We start from the raw sequence: 23,460 nt of genomic DNA on the forward strand, positions 1-23,460 counted from the left end.
GCTGAGAACAAAGACCTCCTCTTTCTTTTGGCTAATTTATCGTCGTAGACGGTAAGCTGTTCGTTGTTGCTGCACGGACACGACTGCCGAATTGGGCGCTCAATGTATCTTGCAGCGTTTCTTTAAATGCTTCTGCTGCCTTAGACATATATCTGCCGCTCCGATAGGCCAGTACGAGCGTGCGGGCAGGCTGCCCTTCAAGCGCGACATATTGTGGAACGAACTCGCTCCGTGGTGCTGTCGCAATAAAGGCTGGAACAAGCGCCACCCCCATTCCTGTAGCAACGAGTGATTGAACTGTCTCAATATTACTACTCTCAAATACAATTCGCGGCTCGAAGCCAGCTTGACTACAAAGATCCATTGTAATTTGCCTGAAACCTTGACCTCGCTTTAAAAATATAAAAGGCTCATCCTTAACATCTGCAAGCGGTATAGCAGTTGTTCCGGTAGATGATTCAGTTACATTCACCGCAGCCAACCGATGGTTCCTTGGTACGGCAAGTACAATTTCTTCTTCCAATATAGGCTCATATTCGAGTGATGGATCTGACAAGGGAAGCGATACTAGGCAAAGATCGTTTTTTCCTTGTGCCGTTAATTTCACTAGATTGGAAGTAGACGGTTCCTCGGTAAGGACAAGCTCGATATCAGGATATCTGCGATGAAAGGATGGCAGCACATGCGGCAGCAGGTGCGAGCCTGTAATAGGCATCGTGCCTATTGTTACTTTTCCTGCTTTCGTTTGGGAAATATCATACATCTCTTTTTTGAGCTGCTCAAGAGAGTCTACAATCGCTTGTGCACGTTCAACGAATACCGTTCCAGCGTGAGTCAGTTCTACGGAATTGGTCGTTCGTTGGAACAATAGAACGCCTATTTCCTTTTCTAGCTTGGACAACTGTTGGCTCAATGAAGGCTGTGCGATATGAAGCTTTTCTGCAGCACGAGAGAAATTACGCTCCTCCGCAATCTGAATGGCGTATTGTAATTGTCTTATTTCCATAAGCATATGCCCTCCTCTTTATAGTCTTAACCTATCAATATTATAGATATTATATCTTGGAACAATTAAGAAAGAAATGGTATATTGAGTCCCAAGATAAATAGATTTATGCAGTTAATGCGGGACGAACGCATCTGACTTCACAGAGAAACGTAAAGAGAGAGAATTTGCAAATCACTTGATGAGGTGAGGAAACATGTCTAAGAAGACACTATACGAAAAAATTTGGGATCAGCACGTCATTGTACAGGAAACAGGAAAGCCTAGCATTTTATATATTGACTTGCATCTTGTTCATGAAGTTACTTCTCCACAGGCATTTGAAGGTTTGCGCTTGAGCGGTCGTCCGGTCCGTCGCCCAGATTTGACGTATGCGACAATGGACCATAACGTTCCAACGAAAGACCGCTTCAATATTACAGACCCTATTTCCAAACAACAAATTGATACACTTTCACAGAACTGCGCTGATTTTGGTGTTCGTTTGTTTGACTTGAATGATATCGATCAAGGTGTTGTTCACGTCATGGGACCAGAGATTGGATTGACGCATCCGGGCAAGACTATCGTTTGCGGTGACAGCCATACTTCTACACACGGTGCGTTTGGTGCGTTGGCATTTGGTATCGGAACGAGTGAAGTAGAGCACGTATTGGCAACACAATGCTTGCAGCAAGCGAAGTCGAAGACGATGGAAATTCGTTTTGTTGGCAAGCGCAATGTAGGCGTGACAGCGAAGGATATGATTCTCGGTGTTATTGCTAAATATGGAACAGACTTTGCGACTGGATATGTCATTGAATATACAGGTGATGCGATTCGTGAGCTTACGATGGAAGAGCGTATGACCGTATGCAACATGTCCATCGAGGGGGGAGCTCGTGCTGGTATTATTGCTCCAGATGAGACTACTTTCAATTATTTGCGGGGGCGTCAATATGTACCGCAAGATGAAGCTTATGACGCAGCTGTGGAACACTGGAAGCATCTTGTAACAGATGAGGGAGCTTTCTATGATGTTGTTATTGAGTTCGATGTTGAATCATTGATTCCACAAGTAACGTGGGGAACGAGTCCAGGTATGGGTACAGACATTACGGCAGCTGTTCCAAACCCTGTAGAGATGGAGACAGAGAACGAGCGTAAAGCATCTGAGAAAGCTTTGGAGTATATGGCCCTTACGCCAGGGACACCAATGACAGAGATAGAAATTGACTATGTATTCATCGGATCATGTACAAATGGACGTATAGAAGACTTGCGTGCGGCTGCTGCTGTGGCTAAAGGTCATACCGTTAGTGATCGCGTAACTGCAATTGTTGTACCTGGATCTGGACGTGTGAAGATGCAGGCAGAACGTGAAGGTCTTGACCGCATCTTTACGGAAGCAGGATTTGAATGGCGTGAAGCGGGCTGCAGTATGTGCTTGGCGATGAATCCTGACGTGCTTCAGCCAGGTCAGCGCTGCGCATCTACATCGAACCGTAACTTTGAGGGTCGTCAAGGTCGCGGTGGACGTACACATCTCGTATCCCCAGCGATGGCAGCAGCTGCTGCGATTAAGGGTCGCTTCTTCGATGTACGCAATTGGGAATTCAAAGCAGAAGTATTAAACTAGTAGAGGAGGACGAACAGATGCAACCATTTACGAAATTAACAGGGCTCGTTGCTCCTGTAGACCGAGTCAACGTGGATACAGATGCTATTATTCCGAAGCAATTTTTGAAACGAATTGAACGGAGTGGTTTTGGTCAATTCTTGTTCTTTGAGTGGAGATTTGATGAGCAAGGAAATACAATAGAGTCGTTTAATTTGAACAAGCCGCGCTACCAAGGCGCATCGGTATTGCTCTCTAGAGCCAATTTTGGCTGCGGCTCTTCGCGTGAGCATGCTCCATGGGCGATCTTGGATTTTGGTTTCCGTTGTGTAATTGCACCATCCTATGCAGACATTTTTTATAACAACTGCTTCAAGAACGGTATTCTTCCTATTATCCTTTCAGAGGAGCAGGTAGAGGAGTTGTTCCAACGTGCGGATAAGCACGAAGGTTATCAACTTCACATTGATTTGGAAAACAAATCGATTTCAGATGAATATGGACTTTCTTATTCCTTTGATCTAGATGAGCACCGCCGTCAATTCCTTCTCCAAGGTCTAGATGATATTGGGTTGACGTTGAAGCATCACGACAAGATTGCTGCCTATGAACAATCGCATCAAGAACGATTGGCGTATCCAGTTCAAGCTTAATTGCTGATTATGACTATTGAAATAGATTAGCAACGTTATAATACCCTGTTGTCTGGAAAAAATCCGGCAGCAGGGTATTTTCATTTTAAAAATTGCAAACCACCTAACTATTTGAAGAGGATGGTCGTTATAGTGGTATACCGGTAAATACGCATGATGAAATGAGGACTATAACGTGATCGAGTTGAAAGGTGTTACGAAGCAGTATAAGGGGAATATAGCTGTTGTATCTAATATAGATGTAACGATAGAACATGGAATGTTCGGTTTATTGGGGCCAAATGGTGCGGGCAAATCTACACTTCTTCGTATGCTAGCAACCCTTCAGAAGCCGACCACAGGCACGATTTGCGTGAATGGTATGACCATGGAAAACGATGCTCATCGGATTCGTGGGGTGATTGGCTATTTACCACAATCATTTCAGGCCCAGCCGCTCATGACAGGAAGAGAGTTTCTTGACTATGTAGCGTTAATGAAAGGATTCAGTCATACAGCGACGCGTAAGCGGATGGTAGATAAGATGTTGGAGGAAGTAAACTTGACAGCGAAGGCAAAGGATAAGATCAAAACGTATTCTGGTGGTATGCGCCAACGGCTAGGCATCGCGCAGGCTATGATTGGTGATCCAAGCGTATTGATCGTTGATGAGCCCACAGCAGGGCTAGATCCAGAGGAAAGAGTGCGATTCCGCAATTTGCTGAACCGCTTCAGCAACAATCGCATCGTTGTACTATCAACCCATATTGTTGCGGATATCGAGACAAGTTGTGATCAATTAGCTGTGTTGAATCAAGGCGAACTGCAATATGTCGGCCATCCTGAAGGGCTTGCTGCACATGCAGAAGGTAAGGTGTGGCAAGTAAAGGTCTCCGATGAGCAATTCGTTCATATTCAGCCAGACGTGTTAGTATCTGCGAAGCGATTGGACCGAGGGGTATTGTGCCGCATCGTAAGTGTTAAGAAACCTGCATATGCAGAGGCTATCGCAGTTGCGCCTTCCCTGGAGGATGGATACTTGGCGCTTCTTGGAGGTGCGAAGTAATGCGGTGGAAGAGGTGGACTAGGCAGTTTCAATATGAGTGTAAAGTAATGGTGGATAGACCCTTATGGCTGCTTATACCTGTATTTTTTGGTGTGTGGATGTATCAGACACTTTCCGTGGCTGCGCCCCCGGTATCAGAGGACTTGTATTACTATTTAGATGACTATAACAAACTCCAGCATGTTCTAACCTTAAGTATTTCTATGATATTAGGTATTCTATTTATTCGTAGAGATATGATTCAACCTTCCTATGAATGGATGAGTGCATTGCCTATATCCCGCATAGGAATATGGAGTGCAAAATGGTTAGTTGGCATGATCTATATGTCATTATTTATATTATTTCCGCTGGGGGTATATGTATTTCTTTCGCTCGCAAAAGAAGTTCCAAGTGATGCGCTATGGCGTACTTTGACATTGTTTATACCACTGTATGTACTGTCTTATGCATTGACATTAACGATTGGAATGACATTGGCTGCATGGATACGTAATCGCATCGTCTATTTTATCGGGCTGTGTGGTTGGATGTTCGGGACTTATTTTAATGACATCGTGCTCGTTGAAATATTGCAACTAAATCCATTGAAGTTATTTCACCTTACTCAATTTTTATCTGGTGGATTTCACTATCATGAATTATGGGCGACACCTTGGTTGATGGATGAAACACTTCGCTATGGACTATTTGCCACTGCCTTTATCGTTACGTTGAGTGTGTGTGGAATCATGCTCCTTCAAAGTCAACAGCCGGGGCGAACCGTGAAAAATTGGAAAATGGCATTCGTTGGAAGCGTTGTGCTTTTGTTACTCAGTGCTGTTCCTTATGGGATGATGTGGGGTGAGCGACTTGCTTGGAGTAAAAAGTTTGCAGAATCCGCACGTATATTTGAACAAGTGAATGAGTTGTATCCAGAGCAAATGATGAAACTGGAAGAAACAAATGTGCAGGTTACGAGACAAAATGATCGTGTGTTGAAGTTTGATGCTAGCTTGACAGGGACATTTGTGGAAGAAGGTCATTCTGTAATTCCCTTTACGCTTGATGTTCCTTTCTATGTAGAGAATGTCAAACTAAACGGGAAGTCTGTGAACTTTGAGCGTGAGGGCCAATTTATACTCGTTTCCAATAGGGAAGGTGTATGGAAAAAAGGGGAGCGAGCAACGATCTCGTTCGATTACATGATTGAGGGAATTGTCCGCTCCTATAGCGAAGGAAACGAAGTCGTATCGCACTCGGCTGTGAAAGACGGGATGCATTTTAAGCATAAAGTTGCATGGTATCCTCTGATGAATCAATCTAGTTTGTATGGGAGTGATGGGTCTCTTCAACGTTCTTCAAGTGATCGCAGCCCGGAGAGACATCATATGAGGCTTACACTTGTAGGGTTCGATGAATCTGTATACACGAATATTTCTGAGTTGCCTTCATTACAACAGAATAATAGCAATGATATACCAGTTCGCCAATATGAAAGTTTGAATGCTAGTGGCATGGACTTATGGAGCGGCCCATTTTTAGAAGTAAATATCCCTCATAGCGAGGTAACTTTACTTACAACGCCTAGTAACAAGCAAGAGGCTGAAAGGTTTGCTGGTCGAGTTGGAAAGGCGTTGGCGTACTACCATCAGTGGCTTCCTGTTCATGAGCATATTAAGCAAATTGTATATATGCCTCAAGAAGAGATAGCAAGCGCTTCTTATACGGGGGAGGTAGTAGGAAATTCCTATTACATACGTCAGTCTAAGCATGGAAACCTGGATGATTATCAGTTGACACTCGTGCTAGAGGGTATCTTGTTCGGTGAGCCGAGCAAATTGATGTCTTATTACAAGGTAGATTTGTCAGAATCACTCGTTATGGAGCTCCGCCTTATGCTGCTGGAGATGTACCGAATGGAAGTAGACTCGCAAATGAAATTCCCGATGAGAGAGCGTCATCATACAGTTAAGAAGTTTACGACGGCCTATATGGAAGGGAAGTCAGAAGAGCTAAAGAACCTGTTGCGTTATTATTATGAGACATATAATCGATTTTATATCGATGTTCATGCTATAAATTATTTTTATAACAAAGGACTTCTGATGCCAGAAGGGTTATATCCAGTTATTACGGAGCAATCGTTTCACGAAAAATGGTCGAAGGTAATGGGCCATGAGTAATAAATCGAATTGGGTTTATGAGCTTAAACAGCTGTTGTCCTGGTGGTCGTTTCTGCTTATTTCAGAGATAGGATTGATGTCTGTATTGTTGTTGCTGCGCGGTATCGAGCGCAATCCACCAATGACATTCTATATGCATGAAGTTGGAGCAGTTCCGTTTGCTATAGTTGTATTCATTGTAATGACGTACAAAGAGTCGACGCTGCCCATGTTGGAAATTAGAGCAGCGTGGCCTGTGTCAATCGGGGGCATTTATTTGAGAAAAATAGTGCTAGTGCTTGCTGCTGTGTTGTGCTATCAGACGATTTGGTATTCGATTTATGTGATTAAATATGATGAAGTCCTTATTCGATCTTTTCAAGGATGGGATAGTGGGTTTGGTTATGGATCGGCATCCTTGTGGACCGTCGTATGGACTGCTTGGACAACAATTATATTTTATCTTTCCCTTTTATTATTTTTTATGGCATGGACAAGACAGGCATATATCGGCTGGTTGGCGGCATTTTTTTGGTGGATGATGGAGGCCTTATCAGTTGGAAGCATGCTTGGGGAGTGGAGTACATTCATATACACATGGAATCTAGAAGTGCATGGAGTTGTCAATCGAATCGTTTATTTAGTGCTTGCGATCTTGTTATTTGCAGTAGCGATCTGGCTGTTCGAGAGAAGAGAGCGGTGGTGCAACTTAGTAGGTGAGGATTAGGGCTAACCATAAAATAATAGAGATAGGGGGAGTGGCAGTGACTGATGAGCAGTTGATAGCAGCAATGGCGGCTGGGGATGAAGCAGCATTTGAGACGATTGTCCGTCGCTATCATACTCCGATCGTTATCTATGCGGAACGAATGCTGAATGACCGCAAGCGGGCGGAAGATATTGCACAAGAGACATTTTTGCGACTCATTAAGCAGTTGCAGCAGGAAAGGTTGCCTGCCTTAGTAAAGCCTTGGTTATATCGGGTAGCAGGTAATTTATGTCGAGACTTCTTCCGTCGCGCCGAGGTTAATCAGGTGAAAATGGTTGATTGTATGGAGGAGGTGGAGCAAGAGCTTCTAGGTCGAGAACAAGCGGCTTCATCTACCGTCATACAACTAATTGAGCGGCAAGAAACGCGTAAAGAGTTGATAGGTGTGCTTGAACAGTTAACACCGCTTCAACGTCAAGTTGTCATATTAAGGTTTTATCATGATTTTAAGCTTGAGGAAATTGCGATTACGATGGAGTTGGGGCTCAGTGCAGTCAAATCTCACTTATATGGTGCCCTTAGAAGTTTGAAGAAGAAGCTAATTGAAAATAAACAGAATGTACTTAAGGATGTAATGCCTTTGGAATATGCTGTCTCGTCACTTTCTAATAATAGAAATCAAAAGGAGGGGAGCCGTAATGGAATATAATCATGGCACGAATGATAATGCGAAGAATACGAATACAGCGGATGAAGAGCAACTAGAGCAGGATCTTACTCCATTTTTACAATCCTATGTAGCGTCTCCCCCTAAGCAGGAAGAGACGGATCGTCTCATTGCCGTATTGCGACCTCATTTTAAATTGGCTTTACAGCGCAATTTGGAAAAAGATAGTAGTTCAGTGGACAATAATGATGACCTATTTGCAAATCTGCAGCCAACAACGACCAATCGATTATCGTTATTACACTTGTTGCGATTACAATGCTATGTTTATCACGCTAAATTTTTTATTGCTACTGCCGCGATGTTTATTTTGTTAATATCCGTAGCTAGTAGTAATGAAATAAGAGCGAGTTGGCTATGGGAGTTGTTTCCGTGGACAATTCCTGCTTATATGGGAGCAGGGCTGCTATATTCATTTCGATCTTCAAATAACGGGATGCGAAAGTTGGAAATGGTAACACCATATCCACCACAGCTGCAATTTATGGTTCGTTTGTTTCTAATGTATGTTGTCAGTGTTGTACTTGGGCTTGGGGGGTCTTTGTCTGCTTATGTATCAGGTGAAGAATTGTCTTTAATGCTGTTCATACTTAACTGGCTCGCTCCTGCAACACTTGTTATGGGTATGCTCATTGCGATTCAATATCGAAAAGGGATTAACTCTGCTTATCGTTGGTCAGGTAGTGTGTGGCTGCTGTATATGCTAATGAATGAATTATCAATTATGAAGGTAAATACTTCCTTGTATCTCTTGCAAAATGGGGTAGCACTTACGGTTGGCATTCTACTAGCCGTTGACAGCGTTGTGAAAATTATTCGTACAGACGGATATGGTCGAAAGGTGACTTCATTATGATTACGGTTCGTGGGATAAAAAAGAAAATAAGCAAAGACTTCCATGTTGAGATTGGCGAATTACACATTAGGCAAGGATTATGTGTAATTAGTGGAGCTAGCGGCTCTGGGAAATCAGCATTCCTGGAGCTAGTAGCCAGTGCATCTGATCCTGATGAGGGAGAGTTATTATGGAATGGTGTCCCGTATAAGCAGCATCTTGGTGTACTGCGGAGCCAAATTGGCTATGTACCTAGTGAGGTAATCTCATATGAAGAGATGACAACGGAGAAGTTGCTTCGTTATATGGCAGGGCTTAAGGGGAACCTATCTACACAATCTATCGAATCTGTGCTGGAATTATTCCGTTTAGTTGATATAAGAAGGCGTAGAATGAATAGCTTATCCGTAGGTATGCAGCGGCGGATTATTTTGGCGCAGGCTTTTCTAGGTGCGCCATCTATTATTGTTATGGATGAACCATTGAAGCATATTGATCCATTTGAGGCGGAGCGTCTGAGAACGTTGTTTGCACTATATGCACGTAGAAATACAATAATTATTGCAGATGATGATCCTAACGCTTGGATCACAAACCAGCATTTAACAATGAAATCTGGTAAGTTGTATGATAATACCACTTATTAAAATCTCGCAACTTTTTGCATTATTTCACGTCTAATCTTACGTCTGTATCATTGAAATTGTTCTCATAAGTTCAAAGAGACAGAACAACTTGAAAGGATGTAGAGGTGAAGATGCAGCGAGAAAGAAAGTTATGTGCAAGTTTGTTCTTCGTTATGGTCATATGTCTAGTCTTTCCTAGTTGGACACAGGCACAAGCAGCACCTAGTTTGTATTTGAATGGGAGTTCCTTACATACGACGGAATCGATTCAAATCACTCAAGGTGTGGTAATGGTACCTATTCGAATTGTATCAGAAGAATTAGGTTACCGTGTCAATTGGGAAGGTGGTAAGGAGCAGAAAGTACGTATCTCTGACAACTACAAAAATATTACATTGGAAGTAGGTCATAAAAAGGGATATGTAAATGGTCAAGTGATCGACCTTGCTGTAGCTCCTAAGGTTGTAAATGGGACAACCCTAGTTCCGCTTCGATTTATTGGTGAAACATTCGGATTGGTAGTAGATTGGGATCATGCAACGAAGTCTGTCTATTTGTTCACACCTGATGGAAGTGGAAATGAAGTACCTAAGCCGCCAACAACTCCAGGAGAAGGCGAAGACGGCAATACGAGTGGTAAGCCATCTACTGATGATACTGAAGTCATTGATATGAATTTCTATGAGAACACGTTACATGTTGCTCTGGATCGAGAAGTTACACCTAAGATTATGACGATGAGTAATCCAGAGCGCATCGTTATAGACTTTCCTAAAACAAACTTTTCAGAACAGTTTAGAGAGCGGTTTGGGTTCGAGGAGCATATGGGCCAAGGCACATTCACGGTTACTGATTATCCTGACGTGAAGCAAATTCGATACTCGCTCTTTAGCAATTCTCCGAATACGGTGCGTTTTGTTATTGATGGGACGCAAGCTCTCAGTTATCATGTGAGTACATCCACCGAAGGATTGGTATCGATAACTGTTGAACAGGGAACAGGACAGGGTAATAATAACGGCGATGGAGGCACTGTCAAACCACCAGTGGATCCTTCGAAACCATCACGTCCAGACGGCAAGTATGTAGTCGTCCTTGATGCAGGACACGGTGCGCATGATTCAGGTGCTGTGAGTGTCAAGAAACGCTACGAGAAGGATTTTAACTTGCAAATGGCGAAGAAGACAGCAGAGATTCTTCGTAAGGACAGTCGATTCCATGTGGTAATGACACGTGAAGATGACAGGTTCCTTGAGCTTAAGGATCGAGTTAAAATTGCAAATGATTTAAACGCTGACTTGTTCATTTCGTTCCATGGCAATAGTATCGCTGTTCCAAGTGTAAATGGTGTCGAGACGTATTATTATCGCCCAGAAAGCAAAGCGTTTGCTGAAGTAATGCATAAATACATTATGAAGGGAACAGACATGCGTGATCGGGGTGTGAAGAAGGGGAACTTCCACGTTATTCGAAACACGAAGATGCCAGGGGTGTTATTAGAACTCGGTTTCCTAACCAATGTAAGCGATGAGCAAAAGATGTTTAGCGCAGAATTCCAGAACAAAGTAGCAGGACAAATTGTTAACGGAATTAAAGATTACCTGAATGTAAAATAATTCATCTTAATAAATTTGCAACCTGAACATATGTTAGATCGTTTAATATGGTATATAAGGGAGGTCATGTTACATGAAACGTAGGAACTGGATGATTCTAGCGACGCTAGTGCTAGCTATGAGTATCGTATCTGCATGCGGGAATAAGTCGACTGCTCCTGCTCCGGTAGAACCGCCAACGGCGACCGGTCAGAATCCTGCACCAACAACTGGTGAGCAGACTCCTGGGCAGCCTGAGCAGAAACCAGAAGAAACTCCAAAACCAGAGAAAAAAGAACAGACAATTAAAGTGTATATTTCTGACGATCAATTGATGGAACTGAAATCATACGATAAAACGTTCACTTATACGACTGACAAGGAAAGATTCGATGCTGTGCTAGCGGCATTGCAAAAGACGGACGTGCCTAATACGTACGCATTGTGGGAGCAAATTCAGTTTAAGTCTCACAAGTTCGATAATGGTACGCTGACAATCGATATTCACATTCCTGAAGGAGCAAACCTTGGTTCTGGCGGAGAGCAATTCGCGCTTAATGCGTTGACACAAACGTTGTTCCAATTTGAAGATGTGAAAGCCATTGATATTTTAATAGATGGCCAAGCAACTGAGAGTTTGATGGGGCATGTGACATTGGAACATCCTATCAAGCGACCATAGTAATGATGTTTAACGGATAGTTAAATATGTATGACAATCGACAACAGGGGCAGGAGATGCCCCTGTTGTTGTCGAATAGATACATATTTGAACGAACAGATAATTGGGATATTAAGGAGATGCGTCATGGTAAATCAAACTCGTAAGCCAATCCGTATTGCTACAAGTGCGATACTGGCTTTATCGTTAACGATGTCAACAGTTCCTGCGGCATTGGCTGCGGAGGCTGCTTCAACTGCGACTAAAGTAAACACGACAGGGTTTAGTCCTATGTTTTCAGATTTGAAGTCTGGGCATTGGGGCGAAGCTCATATACATAAACTAGCGGCACTAGGTATTTTGAAAGGGTACAATGGTAAGTTCCGTCCTGATGATCCTGTTACGCAACAAGAAGCAATTACGATTGCACTTCAATATATGAATGTGAAGAGTGAGCTTCCGAATGCTGATGAGGTTGTGCTGCCTGAAGGGATTAAAGTGGGCAATCATTTCAAGCCATATGCAGCATTGGCAATCCAGAAGGGATTGATCAATAAGACTGAGGAAGTAGCAGCACTTGATCCTAAAGCAAAAGGAACCTGGGGAGAGCAGAAAGCTACACGTGAATGGGTAACTAAAATTCTTGTTCGAGCAATGGGAAAAGATGCTGATGCACAAGAAGCAATGAAACAAGAAACGACATTTGCGGACAACGGTGATATCTCAGCTAATGCGCTAGGTTATGTGAATGTGGCTACCCATTTAAAGCTAGCGACAGGTATGGACAAAAACCGTTTTCTTCCGAAAAATAATGTAACTCGTGCGCAAATTGCTTCTTTCTTCAGCCGTGGCGAGAGTGTGCTTGATATTCAGTACGCGAATGAGTACCATGGCATTTCTGGTGGCATTACGGATAGCTCTATTCGTTTGTTTAATCAGGACAATCAATGGGTTAACTATCGTGTAGATGCGAAAACAGTATACTACAGTAATGCTAAGCCGATTGCTCCTAAGGATATTCCAGCTTATACAAAAGTACGTGTTATCGGAGAAGCTAACAATGCGGCTTATGTAGAATTGATAGATGCAGCACCTCAAGTGGAGACTGTACAAGCTACGTTGAAATATGTAGTTCCATCTGAGAACAAGCTTTATCTCAAAGTAGCAGGCAGCGAAGACTTGCAGCAAGTCAAGTATGAGCAAAATACAATCTTGAAAGATGCAAGCGGTAATACAATTACGGTAGACAAGCTAACAGCCGATTCAGAATTGACGATTATGCGTGAAACTTTCTCTGAAGATCGTCGCGTGCTTGAAATTCAGGTCAAGTCAGGCCCTGTCAATAAGTCTGGTAAAGGTTCTATTACTGAAATTAACAAAACGACTCGAAATGTGACGGTTAAACTTGATAATGGTGCAAGCGAGACGTTCCGAGTAGATGAGCAGGCTGTCGTAAGTTATGCGAATCAGCTATTTAAGTTCGAAGATTTGAAAGTGAACGATCCGATTACGTTTACAGTGAAAAATAGTGTCATTACTGGAATCACATTAAACAGCTCTCCTTCCTATACGATTGACGGTAAGATTCAAGCAATGGGACCTGCTAAGACGAGTATCACCATTTTGAAGGACGACAACCGACTGGAAGCGAAAATGATTGCTCGCAATGTTGAAGTTGTCATTAATGGTATGAAACACACTAGTGTGGATAACTTGCTTGCTGGAGAATATGGAGATCGTGTCAAGTTGACGATCGATGGAGAAGATAAGGTTACGCGCATTGAAGTGCTTAGCCGTAAAGTAGAGACGCTTATCGGTGCTCAAGTTGAATATTATAATGCGGAGAAAAAATTGTTGACGGTCATCGCTGATAATATTGGCGTTAAGAGCTTCTATTTAACGGATGATACGAAGTATGAGTTGGATGGCAATAGTATTATCGGCGCTGCTGTTATTCCGATGCTGAATGGCAAGCGTAAAGTAAACATTCAGTTTACGGGAGACAAAGTACTTCTTGTGTCATTTGCGCATAAATACGAAGGTACGATTGTCAATGTCAGCACCTCTTCCCGTACCATTACATTAAAGCTTGCAAATGAGCAAATCATTACGATTCCATACTCGACTAACTTATTCGTAGTTGATGTATACGGGAAAAGCAGTGCGACACTTGCTGACGTCAAACCTGGCAATGAAGTGACAGTGGTCTTATCCCAAGATCAGGCAAGTGCGATGTCTATGTCTGTGCGTACAAACAAACAGTTTGAAATTGCAGGAGTGAATTCGTCCAACGGCCGTGTGACGCTTAGGGATACAAGTCGCCAAGTTGAGGAGCATTCTGTATTGTCGGTTCCTGTGTATGGATTTAACAATGAAAAGCTTTCCGTATCTGACTTGCGTCCAGACGACGTTGTCAATGCCGTGTTCAATGGACGCAGCTTAGTAGAACTGCGAAAAGTAGCAGTAAATACGGGGCGTATTGAAGCGATTGACGCAAGCGCAGGTATCGTTACAATTAAAGATTACAAAGGTCAGACGTCTACGCATCCGATTAATAATGGTGTGACTGTTATTGCAGCAAATGGTACAACTTCGAATAGTGCAGCAGCGCTGCAAGTAGGAGAGCGTATAGAAATTCGTAAAGATGCAAACAATGCAACCGTATTGAAAGTAATGGCTGGTGAGAAGCATAATTTCTGGAAGTATGATGCGAATACGAAGGAGTTGTTCGTACAACGTACTAGCGTGAGTGGCTCTCAGCCTCGCCTCATTGTGCTGCCAGAAGCGCTTGTTCATAGTAAAGGTCAGACGCTTAATTGGTCTTCCTTCAAAAACGGTGATAGTATTACGATTTATCTAATGAATGGCAAAGTCGTTGAAGTAGAGAAAAACTAGTTTAACGGATGCAAGAGCTTGGTCATCATAGACCAAGCTCTTTTGAATTTTTATTGACGTTATACGACATTTACTAGCCATAATAGCTTGTAGCATGGTATAATATATTCTTGGGTAAGAAAAGAAGAGAGGGATTTAAATGGCAACAAGCGCACGTGTGCGCCGCATATTGGATACGCTTGGGGAGATGTTCCCAGATGCGCATTGTGAATTACATCATTCCAATCCATTTGAGTTGACGATTGCGGTTTTGCTATCTGCGCAATGTACCGATGAGATGGTCAACAAGGTCACGGCTGATTTGTTCCGCAAATACAAGCGACCAGAAGACTATATTGCAGTGCCTCTAGATGAATTGGAACAGGATATTCGACGCATTGGACTATTTCGAAATAAAGCGAAGAACATTCAGAAACTGTCCCATATATTACTAGAGAGTTATGATGGTGAAGTTCCGCGTCAGCACGAACAATTAACAACATTGCCAGGAGTAGGGCGTAAGACTGCGAATGTCGTAGTTTCCAATGCTTTCGGTGTGCCTGCGATAGCAGTTGACACACATGTAGAGCGTGTATCTAAGCGCTTAGGCCTTGCTAATGATGAAGATAGTGTGTTGGAAGTTGAAAAGAAACTTATGCGAAAAATCCCGAAGCAGGAATGGACGGATACGCATCATAGACTTATTTTTTTTGGAAGATATCACTGCAAAGCTCAGTCCCCGCGCTGCGAAGTTTGTCCGTTGCTAGAGATATGTAAATTTGGCAAAAGGCGTATGAAAGCAGCTAAATGAAGGAAGAATGGATAATATACTATTTACACGGATAGGTGGCGATCGAAATGAAGTGCATCTCAGTATATACGGATAGCTTCGAACAATTCTCAGATATATACTTGAAGTTGCTTGAACAACCTGTCCAAGACGATGAGGAAATCGAAGTGGACGGCGTAACGGTGTATGGAGCAGGCAGTGTGCCTGAACAATATGTGGATCGGATGAAGCAGAAAAATAATGTAGTCGTAATGCGCGATAAGCATCAAGGCATTATTATTCTACAGCATGCTAAACAGTTTGAAATTCTTCTCCCTGAAGAACAAAATATGGTACACTAATAACCGAGTTTGTAGGCAAAATGAGAAAGCCGAGCATTCTCGGTTTTTTCATGCAAAAAATCGATTTACCATGTCTTGCTAAAAGGCGTGGAGCTTATAGATGGGGGAATGGGTATTGTGCATAATAGGGATCGCATCTCAGAAACGCTTCAATCCGTAATACATTCAGGTACAGATTCAATAAGCTTCGATAAACAATTGGAGGCTCTAGCTGCTCAATTAGAGGCTGCTGGAAATGCCGCCGCATCAACTAAAATGAAAGAAGTAGCCGTCAAATGGCGTGAGCAATCTGTATACATTGCGATGTGTGGGCACTTTTCTGCAGGCAAGTCCACCGTCATCAACGGCTTAAGCGGTCGAGCATTACTGCCATCTAGTCCGATACCAACTAGTGCAAATATTGTTGAGGTTCGGTATGGAACAAGTCGTGCTGAAATATATCGCCATAATTCTACAGGTGGGACCACTGCTGAGCAAATTCCTTTGTCGGAGCTGCAAGCCGCTTGCCGCGATGGAGAGCAGATTGAGCGAATCGTTCTGTTTGAAGAGGTAGAATGGCTTCGGGATGGAGCTGTATTACTTGATACTCCAGGTGTTGACTCTACGGACGATGCGCACCGAGCTGCAACCGAATCAGCGTTGCATTTGGCTGATGTTGTCGTTTATGTAACGGATTATAATCATGTACAGTCTGAGTTGAATTTTACTTTCGCTAAAAAGGTTGCTGACGCAGGTAAGCCGCTCATTTGGATTGTGAACCAAATTGATAAACATCGTGAACAAGAACTGTCGTTTCAAAGTTATCGCGATAGCGTTGAGGCTGCTTTGGAAGCGTGGAATATTGCGCCAGCAGCTATTTATTATGTATCGATGCGCCAGCCTGAGCATCCATGCAATGAGTGGATGGCTGCGCAAACGGCACTCCGTTTGTTGGTAGAACATAGAGCACCATTTGTGCAAGTTGGAGCGATCAGAGCTTCACAGGAGATTGTGAAAGAATATGAGGCTTGGGCTACTGAGCCAATAGCAGAAGAACGTGAGCAATGGGAAGAGCAAGTTGGAGGCAAGGAAGCGGTACAGGCGCTGCAAGGGGAGTATGACGCTGCAGCATCTCAATTGGAGCTGTTGCGTGGTCAGATCACGAATCAGCAGAATGAGTGGATGCAAGCGCTGATGCGTCTTCTACGGGACGCGAACTTAACACCTTCCGTGCTCCGTGATGCAGCACAGCAGTATTTGGACAGTCGTAAACCTGGTTTCAAAGTTGGACTCCTCTTTACAGCAGGAAAAACAGAGGCGGAGCGGGAGCGTCGACTAGACCAGCTCACTGCCAAATGGAATGAAGAATTGCGTGCCCATGTGTATGCACATTTGCTATCTATGTATCGTACGCTTGCTCGTGAAGCAGGAGCGGATGATCGACTCTTGGTACAAGAGCTGGAGGATGAACTACCTCAATTTACAAATGATATGTTGAAGAAGCATGTACAGGAGTCCTCAGCAGGCAGCGGTGAGTACACGATGAATTATTGTCAATCCCGTGCTGAAGAGATGAAGACTGCAGTAAGACGGACGGTGCTCGCAGGCTCTGATAAATTATTTGAACAAATGAGCACAAGAGATTCGGAAATGATTCATCAGCAAGAAAAACAATTTGAACAGTTAAAACAGCAGCTAGCTGCATTGCATCAATTGGAAGCGCGTCTAAACGAAGTTCAGCTAACAGTGAATCATTTGCAAGCACAGCTGAATCATGACCGTAACGATAGGAATGGAAATGACGATTTGCAGTCACTTCAGCACGTTATTCATTCTGTTAGAGAGCAAGCTAGTAACATCGTCGATGCAAGGCGGAATGAGCTTAATGAGCAGTATATTGTGGATAGTGTGGAGCATGCGTTAGAGCAGCGGGTCGATGTAGATGAAATGTATATTACTTCTGTTAGCACGGGGGTTGAACCACAGCCTAAAGGAAAAGAAAGGCAAGCACATACCGCAGCTTCAGTGCTGGAACCAACGAATGTACGGAGCGGCATTGCTGCTGCCGTAGAAGCGCTGCGCTCGACTTCACAGCAATTGGAGCGTATCGACTCGATGAATGCGCTTGCTGTTGACTATCGCAACAAGGCAGAGCGGCTCGCAAATAACCGTTTTACTGTTGCGTTGTTTGGCGCATTTAGTGCAGGGAAATCATCGTTTGCTAACGCACTAATTGGTGCGAATGCGCTGCCTGTTTCTCCTAATCCAACGACAGCTGCCATTAATACGATTACAGCACCAACGGCAGAACGGCCTCATGGTACTGCCTTGATTCGATTAAAGAGCGAGCAGAGACTATTAGAAGATATGCGTTATGCTTTGGTACAAATGGGCGATGCTAACGCAGCTCTTTACTCGTTAGAAGAAGCGCTAGCTTCCTTATCGAGATGGAATCCTGATAAGCTGCATCCTTCTGGACGCCCGCATTATAGCTTTATTCAAGCGATATCGACGGGCTATGCTCATGTCAAAGAACATATAGGTAAAGAAATACTTGTTGAGGAAGCGGAATATCGTTCCTATGTAGCAGATGAATCTCGTTCTGCTTTTGTTGAACATATTGAATACATGTATGACTGTGAATGGACACGACAAGGCTTCGTGTTCGTAGATACGCCTGGTGCGGATTCTATTAATGCAAGGCATACAGGAGTAGCTTTTGAGTATATTAAAAATGCAGATATGATTTTGTTTGTAACGTATTATAATCATGCTTTTTCTCAAGCAGATCGACAGTTCCTTACTCAGCTTGGACGAGTGAAAGATGCATTCGAAATGGATAAGATGTTCTTTATCGTCAATGCAGCAGATCTCGCCGCGAGTAAGGACGAGTTAGAGAGTGTTATGAGCTATGTAGAAGGTAGGTTATTGGAGTTTGGTATTCGTTCTCCAAGATTGAATGCGGTGTCCAGTTTACGTGCGCTAGAGGGTAAATTGACAGATGATAAAGCGCAAATCCGTGCTGCTGGTTTTGAGGCGTTTGAAGAACGGTTTATGTCATTCGCTGTAAATGAACTTGCTGCGATGAGCATGGAGCGAGCTTATGCTGACATCCAGCGTGCACATGGGCAGCTCCAAGCATTGGAGCGGGCGATATTATCCAATGCTGCGGATCGTGAACAGCAGCAGAAACAAATTGAGCAATCTTGGTCCGAGGTTGAACATCAATTGAGCGAGCTTGCCCAAACAGATGAGACCCGTGCAATGACTCAAGAATGTGAAGAATTACTGTATCACGTTCGCCAGCGTATTCAATATCGTTTCAATGATGGATTTGCCTATGCGTTCAATCCGGCATCGTTGCGGTCTGATCAATCTGACCTTGATCTAGCATTACGACTTGCATTCCAAGATTGGAGACGTCATCTGGAAGTAGAGCTGACGAATGAAGTATTGGCTACGAGCTTGCGCTTAGAACAGCATGCGAAGCGGCTTATCGTTCAGCATATTGGAGATACTTCTTCCTTTATGATGGCTAGGTTCGAAGGTTATGTTTACGAGTGGCCGCCATTGGCTTCTTGGGTTACACCACATGTGGAGGCAAAGCTGCCTCAACTCCAGATGGAAGTCAAAGAGCTGCGTAAATGGTATAAGAATGCAAAGCATTTCTTTGAAGCGGGTGGGCGCGATAGCTTGAAGCAGCATTTGGAAGTGATGTGTACGGAGGCAATGAAGATCGAGGTGCACAACATGCAGGAGATGCTCATTTCGCATATAACGTCTTGCTTCCAAAATGAAATGAGTCAACTAGAAAATGAAGCGCGTGAAGTATGGCTTGCACATATTAATCGATTGAGATCGGTTACGTCTGATACGATCTCGATAGAAGTGCTTCAAGATGCAATCCAGCAAGTGAATCTACAGCGAGAAACAAGCTTATAAAAATATCTTTTTTGTCGTTCTTATATTTATTTGATATGAATGGCGTGAGTTGCTGCCCCGATCTATCGGGGCAGTTTGTGCATAACGAAGGAATATGGATATTATTTGAGAAAATACAATGAATTAAAAGAAATATATGGGTATATATATGCAAAATCTCTCAATTTCGCATATTCCGCTTAAATATGAGATAATGCGCGTTTTGCTGTTGCTACAAGCTGGTGTTAAACTCCGATAATACATAACATAGAGAGTAGGAGGAGGGAGGTTGCCATGAATATTTTTGGTCAATTACGTCCGTACTATTGGTCACAAAGAAAAATGATGCTGGGATCATTGTTATGCTTAGTTGTAGCAACTGCGCTTGGTCTTGTGTATCCTAACTTGCTGCGCATCCTTATTGATGATGTTATTGGCAAAGAACAGTTTCATTGGGTACCTTGGCTGGCGGGATCTGTAGTTCTCGTTGTGTTGCTGAAAGGTTCGATGCAATTCCTGCACGGATTTTTAGGAGGAAGAGTAGCCAATCATGTTGCCTATGAGATGCGAAATGCTTCTTATGACAAGCTGCAAACGTTATCTTATCGATACTATGACAAAGCACGTACCGGTGATTTGATGTCGAGGCTTACTGCTGATTTGGAAGGAATACGATTGTTTATCGGTTTCGGCTTTGCACAATTGCTGAATTTGTTCCTGATGGTCGTGTTCGGAGCCGCAATGATGCTATCGCTTAATTGGCAGCTTACGCTTATTACGATGGTTACGATGCCAATACTCGTATTCACTGTATCCAAATTTCAAGCCAAAATTCATCCAGCCTTCCAAGAGATGCGGCAAACATTTAGTGAACTGAATACAGCTGCTCAGGAAAACATAACTGGTATGCGTACGGTAAAATCATTCGCGCGCGAAAAACACGAAGTGGATAAATTCTCAAGTCGCAATGAGGCTTACAAAAACAATCAGCTGCGCGCGGCCAACTTGTGGGGCGGATATTTTCCGGTCATGGAGCTTCTATCTTTATTATGTGTGGTTCTGCTGCTTACTGTAGGTGGAGCGATGGTAATTAATAAACAGTTGTCGCTCGGGGAACTAGTCGCATTTTTCAGTATGATATGGTATATCATTGGTCCAATGTGGGGTATTGGGTTTCATATTAACAATTACACGCAAGCAAAATCCTCTGGTGAGCGTGTTTTGGAATTGCTAGATTCTCCTATCGACATCAAGAATAGTGACTCTTCTTATGTGTTGGATGATCATAAGGTTCAAGGTCATGTCCAGTTTCATGATGTTTCTTTCAACTATGAAGAAGATGCAGAGGCAGTGAGCCAGATTGACTTTGATGCTACTCCTGGTAAAGTAATCGGCTTGATGGGAGGCACGGGGGCTGGTAAGTCTACCATTATTCAGCTGCTTATGCGAGCTTATGATGTGAATGAGGGAGCAATAATGCTGGATGGGAGAAACATCAAAGACATTGAAATTACGAGTCTGCGTAGTCAAGTGGCTATCGTATTTCAAGAGACGTTCTTGTTCTCATCAACGATACGAAACAACATCGCATACGGTCGCAATGATGTGAGCATGGATGAAATTGTTCGCGCTGCGAAGTTGGCCCAAGCGCATGATTTTATTATGGAGCTTCCATTAGGCTATGATACGTTAGTAGGGGAACGTGGACTTGGGTTGTCAGGTGGTCAAAAGCAGCGTATTGCAATAGCGCGCGCATTGTTGTGCGACCCTAAAGTATTAGTGCTGGATGATGCGACAAGTGCTGTAGATATGGAAACAGAGCATTCGATTCAAGCTGGGTTCCAAGAAGTGATGAAAGGCCGTACTGTATTTATTATTGCCCATCGTATTTCTTCTTTGCGACATGCCGATGAGATTCTCATATTAGATAAAGGAAAGATAGTTCAGCGTGGAACGCATGAGGAACTTATTCAACAGCCAGGCATGTATCAGGATACGTACCAAATTCAATATGCAGATTATTTGAACCTTGCCAAACAAGGGGTTTATAGTGAGGTGAGCTCATGAGGACCACAACAGCTGCATCGACTTCGCAGCATGAGTCAGAAGCGATTGCGCGTGAAGCCCAGAAAAATCCTTCGCGATTTGTATATCCAGATGATGAACTTATTGAGAAGCCGTTCAACTGGGCTCAAATGCGCAGGCTGTTCGCTTATATGCGACCGTACAAGCGTCAGCTGCTTCCTGCACTGATCGTACTTATTATCGTAGATACACTGACGAAGTTGTCAATTCCGTTTCTCATTAGTTATGCGATTGATTCAGCTATTGCTCCGTCAAATGGCATGGATCCGTCTCTTAGAATGCTGTATATCGTGGCTGGTACCGTACTTGGCTTGTACATTGTTCAATGGGCTGCAAATACATATCGCATTAAGTTTATGAGTATGATTGGTCAACGCATTATTTATGATTTACGTGCTGATTTGTTCAAGCATATACAGACGTTGTCTTTCCGTTTCTATGATAAGCGTCCTGCAGGTTCCGTCCTCGTACGTATTACGAATGATGTGAACTCTTTGCAAGATTTGTTTACCAATGGGGCTATAAACGTTTTAGTTGATTTGCTTCAATTGGCAGGGATCGTCATTATATTAATGTTCTTAAATGTAAAATTAGCTATCGCGGTTATGATTACTGTACCGATTATGTTCGTTGTTTCTACGCGATTGCGCCGTCATATTCGCATGGCTTGGCAAGATGTTCGCATTAAGCAATCTCGCATTAATTCTCATTTGAATGAAGCGATTCAAGGGATGCGAGTGACACAAGCTTATGCGCAAGAACAAGAGAACATGAAGTTTTTTGATAAAATGAACCGCATCAATAAAGCTTCCTTTGACCGGGCTTCGATGATGAATCAAACGTTTAGCCCGATTATTGAGGTTACGAGCGCAATTGGAGGATTCATATTATTCTGGTATGGCTCGCATTTAATTCAAGTTGGAGCTATTACGGTTGGGATATTGTTCGCGTTCGCGCAGTATGTAGGGAACTTCTGGGAACCGATTAACCGTCTAGGTATGATGTATTCTCAAATGTTGATTGCTATGGCTTCGTCAGAGCGCATATTTGAGTTTATGGACGAGAAGCCAAATGTGGATGAGAATAAAGAATCAAAGCAGCTGCCTGTTGTAAAGGGAGATATTCAGCTCGACAACGTTGTGTTTGAATATGAAGCTGGCCGTCCTGCAATACGAAATATCTCCTTCGATGTGGAAGCAGGGCAATCCATTGCTCTTGTTGGCCATACAGGCTCAGGTAAAACGACGATTATTAGTTTAATTAGTCGGTTTTACGATCCGACAGAGGGACGTGTACTCGTTGATGGTCATGATATACGTGAAGTACAATTGAACAGCTTGCGGACACAGATCGGTATCGTTATGCAAGACACGTTTATATTTTCGGGTACTATACGTGAGAACATCCGCTTCGGTCGACTAGATGCAACAGATGAGGAAGTGGAGGCAGCTGCACGTTCTGTTCATGCTCATGAGTTTATTGAGAAGTTGCCAATGGGCTATGATACAGAGGTGCAAGAGCGCGGAAGTGCCCTTTCTATGGGACAGCGGCAGTTGTTGTCATTCGCTAGAGCGCTGCTTGCGGATCCGAGAATTCTTATTTTGGATGAGGCGACAGCAAGTATTGATACCGATACGGAAATTAAAATTCAACATGCGTTGAAGACATTGCTTAAAGGGCGTACTTCCTTTATCATTGCGCATCGATTATCAACCATTCGAGATTGCGACCGTATTATTGTACTGAATCAAGGTGTTATTCAAGAACAAGGCTCGCATGATCAACTGATGGATAAACAAGGCACGTATTATGGTTTGGTAGCTGCTCAATTCAAGTACATGTAATTTAGTGAGGATTGTGCGTGTACGACTA

At 43.2% G+C, this 23,460-nt stretch carries 17 protein-coding genes; 16 read left to right on the forward strand and 1 reads right to left on the reverse strand.

Going from position 1 to position 23,460, the window contains the following annotated elements; translation table 11 throughout:
* Window positions 1-31: 31 nt before the first annotated feature.
* Entirely contained in the window at window positions 32-1,006 is a 975-nt protein-coding gene (locus tag H580_RS23225; protein WP_051217217.1) for a LysR family transcriptional regulator, read from the reverse strand.
* Window positions 1,007-1,202: 196 nt separating this feature from the next.
* On the opposite strand from H580_RS23225, the gene leuC reads away from it, so the two are divergent.
* The 16 genes from leuC (at window position 1,203) to H580_RS0103745 (ending at window position 23,432) form a co-directional block, all read left to right on the forward strand.
* Entirely contained in the window at window positions 1,203-2,624 is a 1,422-nt protein-coding gene (gene leuC / locus H580_RS0103670; protein ID WP_028593587.1) for a 3-isopropylmalate dehydratase large subunit, read from the forward strand.
* A gap of 17 nt (window positions 2,625-2,641) precedes the next feature.
* Window positions 2,642-3,256 (forward strand): 3-isopropylmalate dehydratase small subunit, encoded by a 615-nt coding sequence (gene leuD, locus H580_RS0103675; RefSeq protein WP_028593588.1) that lies wholly within the window; start codon window positions 2,642-2,644, stop codon window positions 3,254-3,256.
* 175 nt (window positions 3,257-3,431) lie between these two features.
* Window positions 3,432-4,301 (forward strand): ABC transporter ATP-binding protein, encoded by an 870-nt coding sequence (locus H580_RS0103680; protein WP_028593589.1) that lies wholly within the window; start codon window positions 3,432-3,434, stop codon window positions 4,299-4,301.
* The gene (locus H580_RS0103685; RefSeq protein WP_028593590.1) at window positions 4,301-6,466 is read left to right on the forward strand and encodes an ABC transporter permease; all 2,166 of its coding nucleotides are present in this window, start codon (window positions 4,301-4,303) and stop codon (window positions 6,464-6,466) included. Before H580_RS0103680 ends, H580_RS0103685 begins: the two co-directional genes overlap by 1 nt.
* The gene (locus tag H580_RS0103690; protein ID WP_028593591.1) at window positions 6,459-7,172 is read left to right on the forward strand and encodes a hypothetical protein; all 714 of its coding nucleotides are present in this window, start codon (window positions 6,459-6,461) and stop codon (window positions 7,170-7,172) included. The genes H580_RS0103685 and H580_RS0103690 overlap by 8 nt, the downstream gene beginning before the upstream one ends.
* A gap of 37 nt (window positions 7,173-7,209) precedes the next feature.
* Window positions 7,210-7,863: an RNA polymerase sigma factor gene (locus H580_RS23230; RefSeq protein ID WP_245583478.1), complete on the forward strand. Its 654-nt coding sequence runs from the start codon at window positions 7,210-7,212 to the stop codon at window positions 7,861-7,863.
* Window positions 7,853-8,737, forward strand: coding sequence for a hypothetical protein (locus H580_RS25350; RefSeq protein WP_051217218.1), 885 nt, complete (start codon window positions 7,853-7,855; stop codon window positions 8,735-8,737). Before H580_RS23230 ends, H580_RS25350 begins: the two co-directional genes overlap by 11 nt.
* Window positions 8,734-9,363, forward strand: a complete 630-nt coding sequence (locus H580_RS23240) for an ATP-binding cassette domain-containing protein (protein ID WP_051217219.1) — start codon at window positions 8,734-8,736, stop codon at window positions 9,361-9,363. The genes H580_RS25350 and H580_RS23240 overlap by 4 nt, the downstream gene beginning before the upstream one ends.
* Window positions 9,364-9,473: 110 nt before the next feature.
* On the forward strand, window positions 9,474-10,958 hold the full coding sequence (locus H580_RS0103710; RefSeq protein ID WP_036604515.1) for an N-acetylmuramoyl-L-alanine amidase family protein: 1,485 nt from the start codon (window positions 9,474-9,476) through the stop codon (window positions 10,956-10,958).
* A 73-nt stretch (window positions 10,959-11,031) separates the two neighbouring features.
* Entirely contained in the window at window positions 11,032-11,619 is a 588-nt protein-coding gene (locus tag H580_RS0103715; RefSeq protein ID WP_028593593.1) for a GerMN domain-containing protein, read from the forward strand.
* Window positions 11,620-11,745: 126 nt separating this feature from the next.
* Window positions 11,746-14,493 (forward strand): S-layer homology domain-containing protein, encoded by a 2,748-nt coding sequence (locus H580_RS0103720; RefSeq protein WP_036604516.1) that lies wholly within the window; start codon window positions 11,746-11,748, stop codon window positions 14,491-14,493.
* Window positions 14,494-14,632: 139 nt separating this feature from the next.
* Window positions 14,633-15,283: an endonuclease III gene (nth, locus tag H580_RS0103725; RefSeq protein ID WP_028593595.1), complete on the forward strand. Its 651-nt coding sequence runs from the start codon at window positions 14,633-14,635 to the stop codon at window positions 15,281-15,283.
* 47 nt (window positions 15,284-15,330) lie between these two features.
* Complete coding sequence (locus tag H580_RS0103730) at window positions 15,331-15,603, forward strand: hypothetical protein (protein WP_028593596.1); 273 nt, start codon at window positions 15,331-15,333, stop codon at window positions 15,601-15,603.
* A gap of 117 nt (window positions 15,604-15,720) precedes the next feature.
* Window positions 15,721-19,524: a dynamin family protein gene (locus H580_RS0103735; RefSeq protein WP_169449345.1), complete on the forward strand. Its 3,804-nt coding sequence runs from the start codon at window positions 15,721-15,723 to the stop codon at window positions 19,522-19,524.
* A 273-nt stretch (window positions 19,525-19,797) separates the two neighbouring features.
* Window positions 19,798-21,570: an ABC transporter ATP-binding protein gene (locus H580_RS0103740; protein WP_028593598.1), complete on the forward strand. Its 1,773-nt coding sequence runs from the start codon at window positions 19,798-19,800 to the stop codon at window positions 21,568-21,570.
* Complete coding sequence (locus H580_RS0103745; protein WP_036604518.1) at window positions 21,567-23,432, forward strand: ABC transporter ATP-binding protein; 1,866 nt, start codon at window positions 21,567-21,569, stop codon at window positions 23,430-23,432. The genes H580_RS0103740 and H580_RS0103745 overlap by 4 nt, the downstream gene beginning before the upstream one ends.
* Window positions 23,433-23,460: the final 28 nt, after the last annotated feature.

Origin of the sequence: Paenibacillus assamensis DSM 18201 (genome assembly GCF_000422445.1) — a bacterium.
Taxonomy (GTDB): domain Bacteria; phylum Bacillota; class Bacilli; order Paenibacillales; family Paenibacillaceae; genus Paenibacillus_B; species Paenibacillus_B assamensis.

What these genes read in the sequence shown, in the direction of transcription:
- H580_RS23225 (WP_051217217.1), bottom strand. Translation starts at nt 1,006, where the DNA reads ATGGAAATAAGACAATTACAATACGCCATTCAGATTGCGGAGGAGCGT.
- leuC (WP_028593587.1), top strand. Translation starts at nt 1,203, where the DNA reads ATGTCTAAGAAGACACTATACGAAAAAATTTGGGATCAGCACGTCATT.
- leuD (WP_028593588.1), top strand. Translation starts at nt 2,642, where the DNA reads ATGCAACCATTTACGAAATTAACAGGGCTCGTTGCTCCTGTAGACCGA.
- H580_RS0103685 (WP_028593590.1), top strand. Translation starts at nt 4,301, where the DNA reads ATGCGGTGGAAGAGGTGGACTAGGCAGTTTCAATATGAGTGTAAAGTA.
- H580_RS0103690 (WP_028593591.1), top strand. Translation starts at nt 6,459, where the DNA reads ATGAGTAATAAATCGAATTGGGTTTATGAGCTTAAACAGCTGTTGTCC.
- H580_RS25350 (WP_051217218.1), top strand. Translation starts at nt 7,853, where the DNA reads ATGGAATATAATCATGGCACGAATGATAATGCGAAGAATACGAATACA.
- H580_RS23240 (WP_051217219.1), top strand. Translation starts at nt 8,734, where the DNA reads ATGATTACGGTTCGTGGGATAAAAAAGAAAATAAGCAAAGACTTCCAT.
- H580_RS0103710 (WP_036604515.1), top strand. Translation starts at nt 9,474, where the DNA reads ATGCAGCGAGAAAGAAAGTTATGTGCAAGTTTGTTCTTCGTTATGGTC.
- H580_RS0103715 (WP_028593593.1), top strand. Translation starts at nt 11,032, where the DNA reads ATGAAACGTAGGAACTGGATGATTCTAGCGACGCTAGTGCTAGCTATG.
- H580_RS0103720 (WP_036604516.1), top strand. Translation starts at nt 11,746, where the DNA reads ATGGTAAATCAAACTCGTAAGCCAATCCGTATTGCTACAAGTGCGATA.
- nth (WP_028593595.1), top strand. Translation starts at nt 14,633, where the DNA reads ATGGCAACAAGCGCACGTGTGCGCCGCATATTGGATACGCTTGGGGAG.
- H580_RS0103730 (WP_028593596.1), top strand. Translation starts at nt 15,331, where the DNA reads ATGAAGTGCATCTCAGTATATACGGATAGCTTCGAACAATTCTCAGAT.
- H580_RS0103740 (WP_028593598.1), top strand. Translation starts at nt 19,798, where the DNA reads ATGAATATTTTTGGTCAATTACGTCCGTACTATTGGTCACAAAGAAAA.
- H580_RS0103745 (WP_036604518.1), top strand. Translation starts at nt 21,567, where the DNA reads ATGAGGACCACAACAGCTGCATCGACTTCGCAGCATGAGTCAGAAGCG.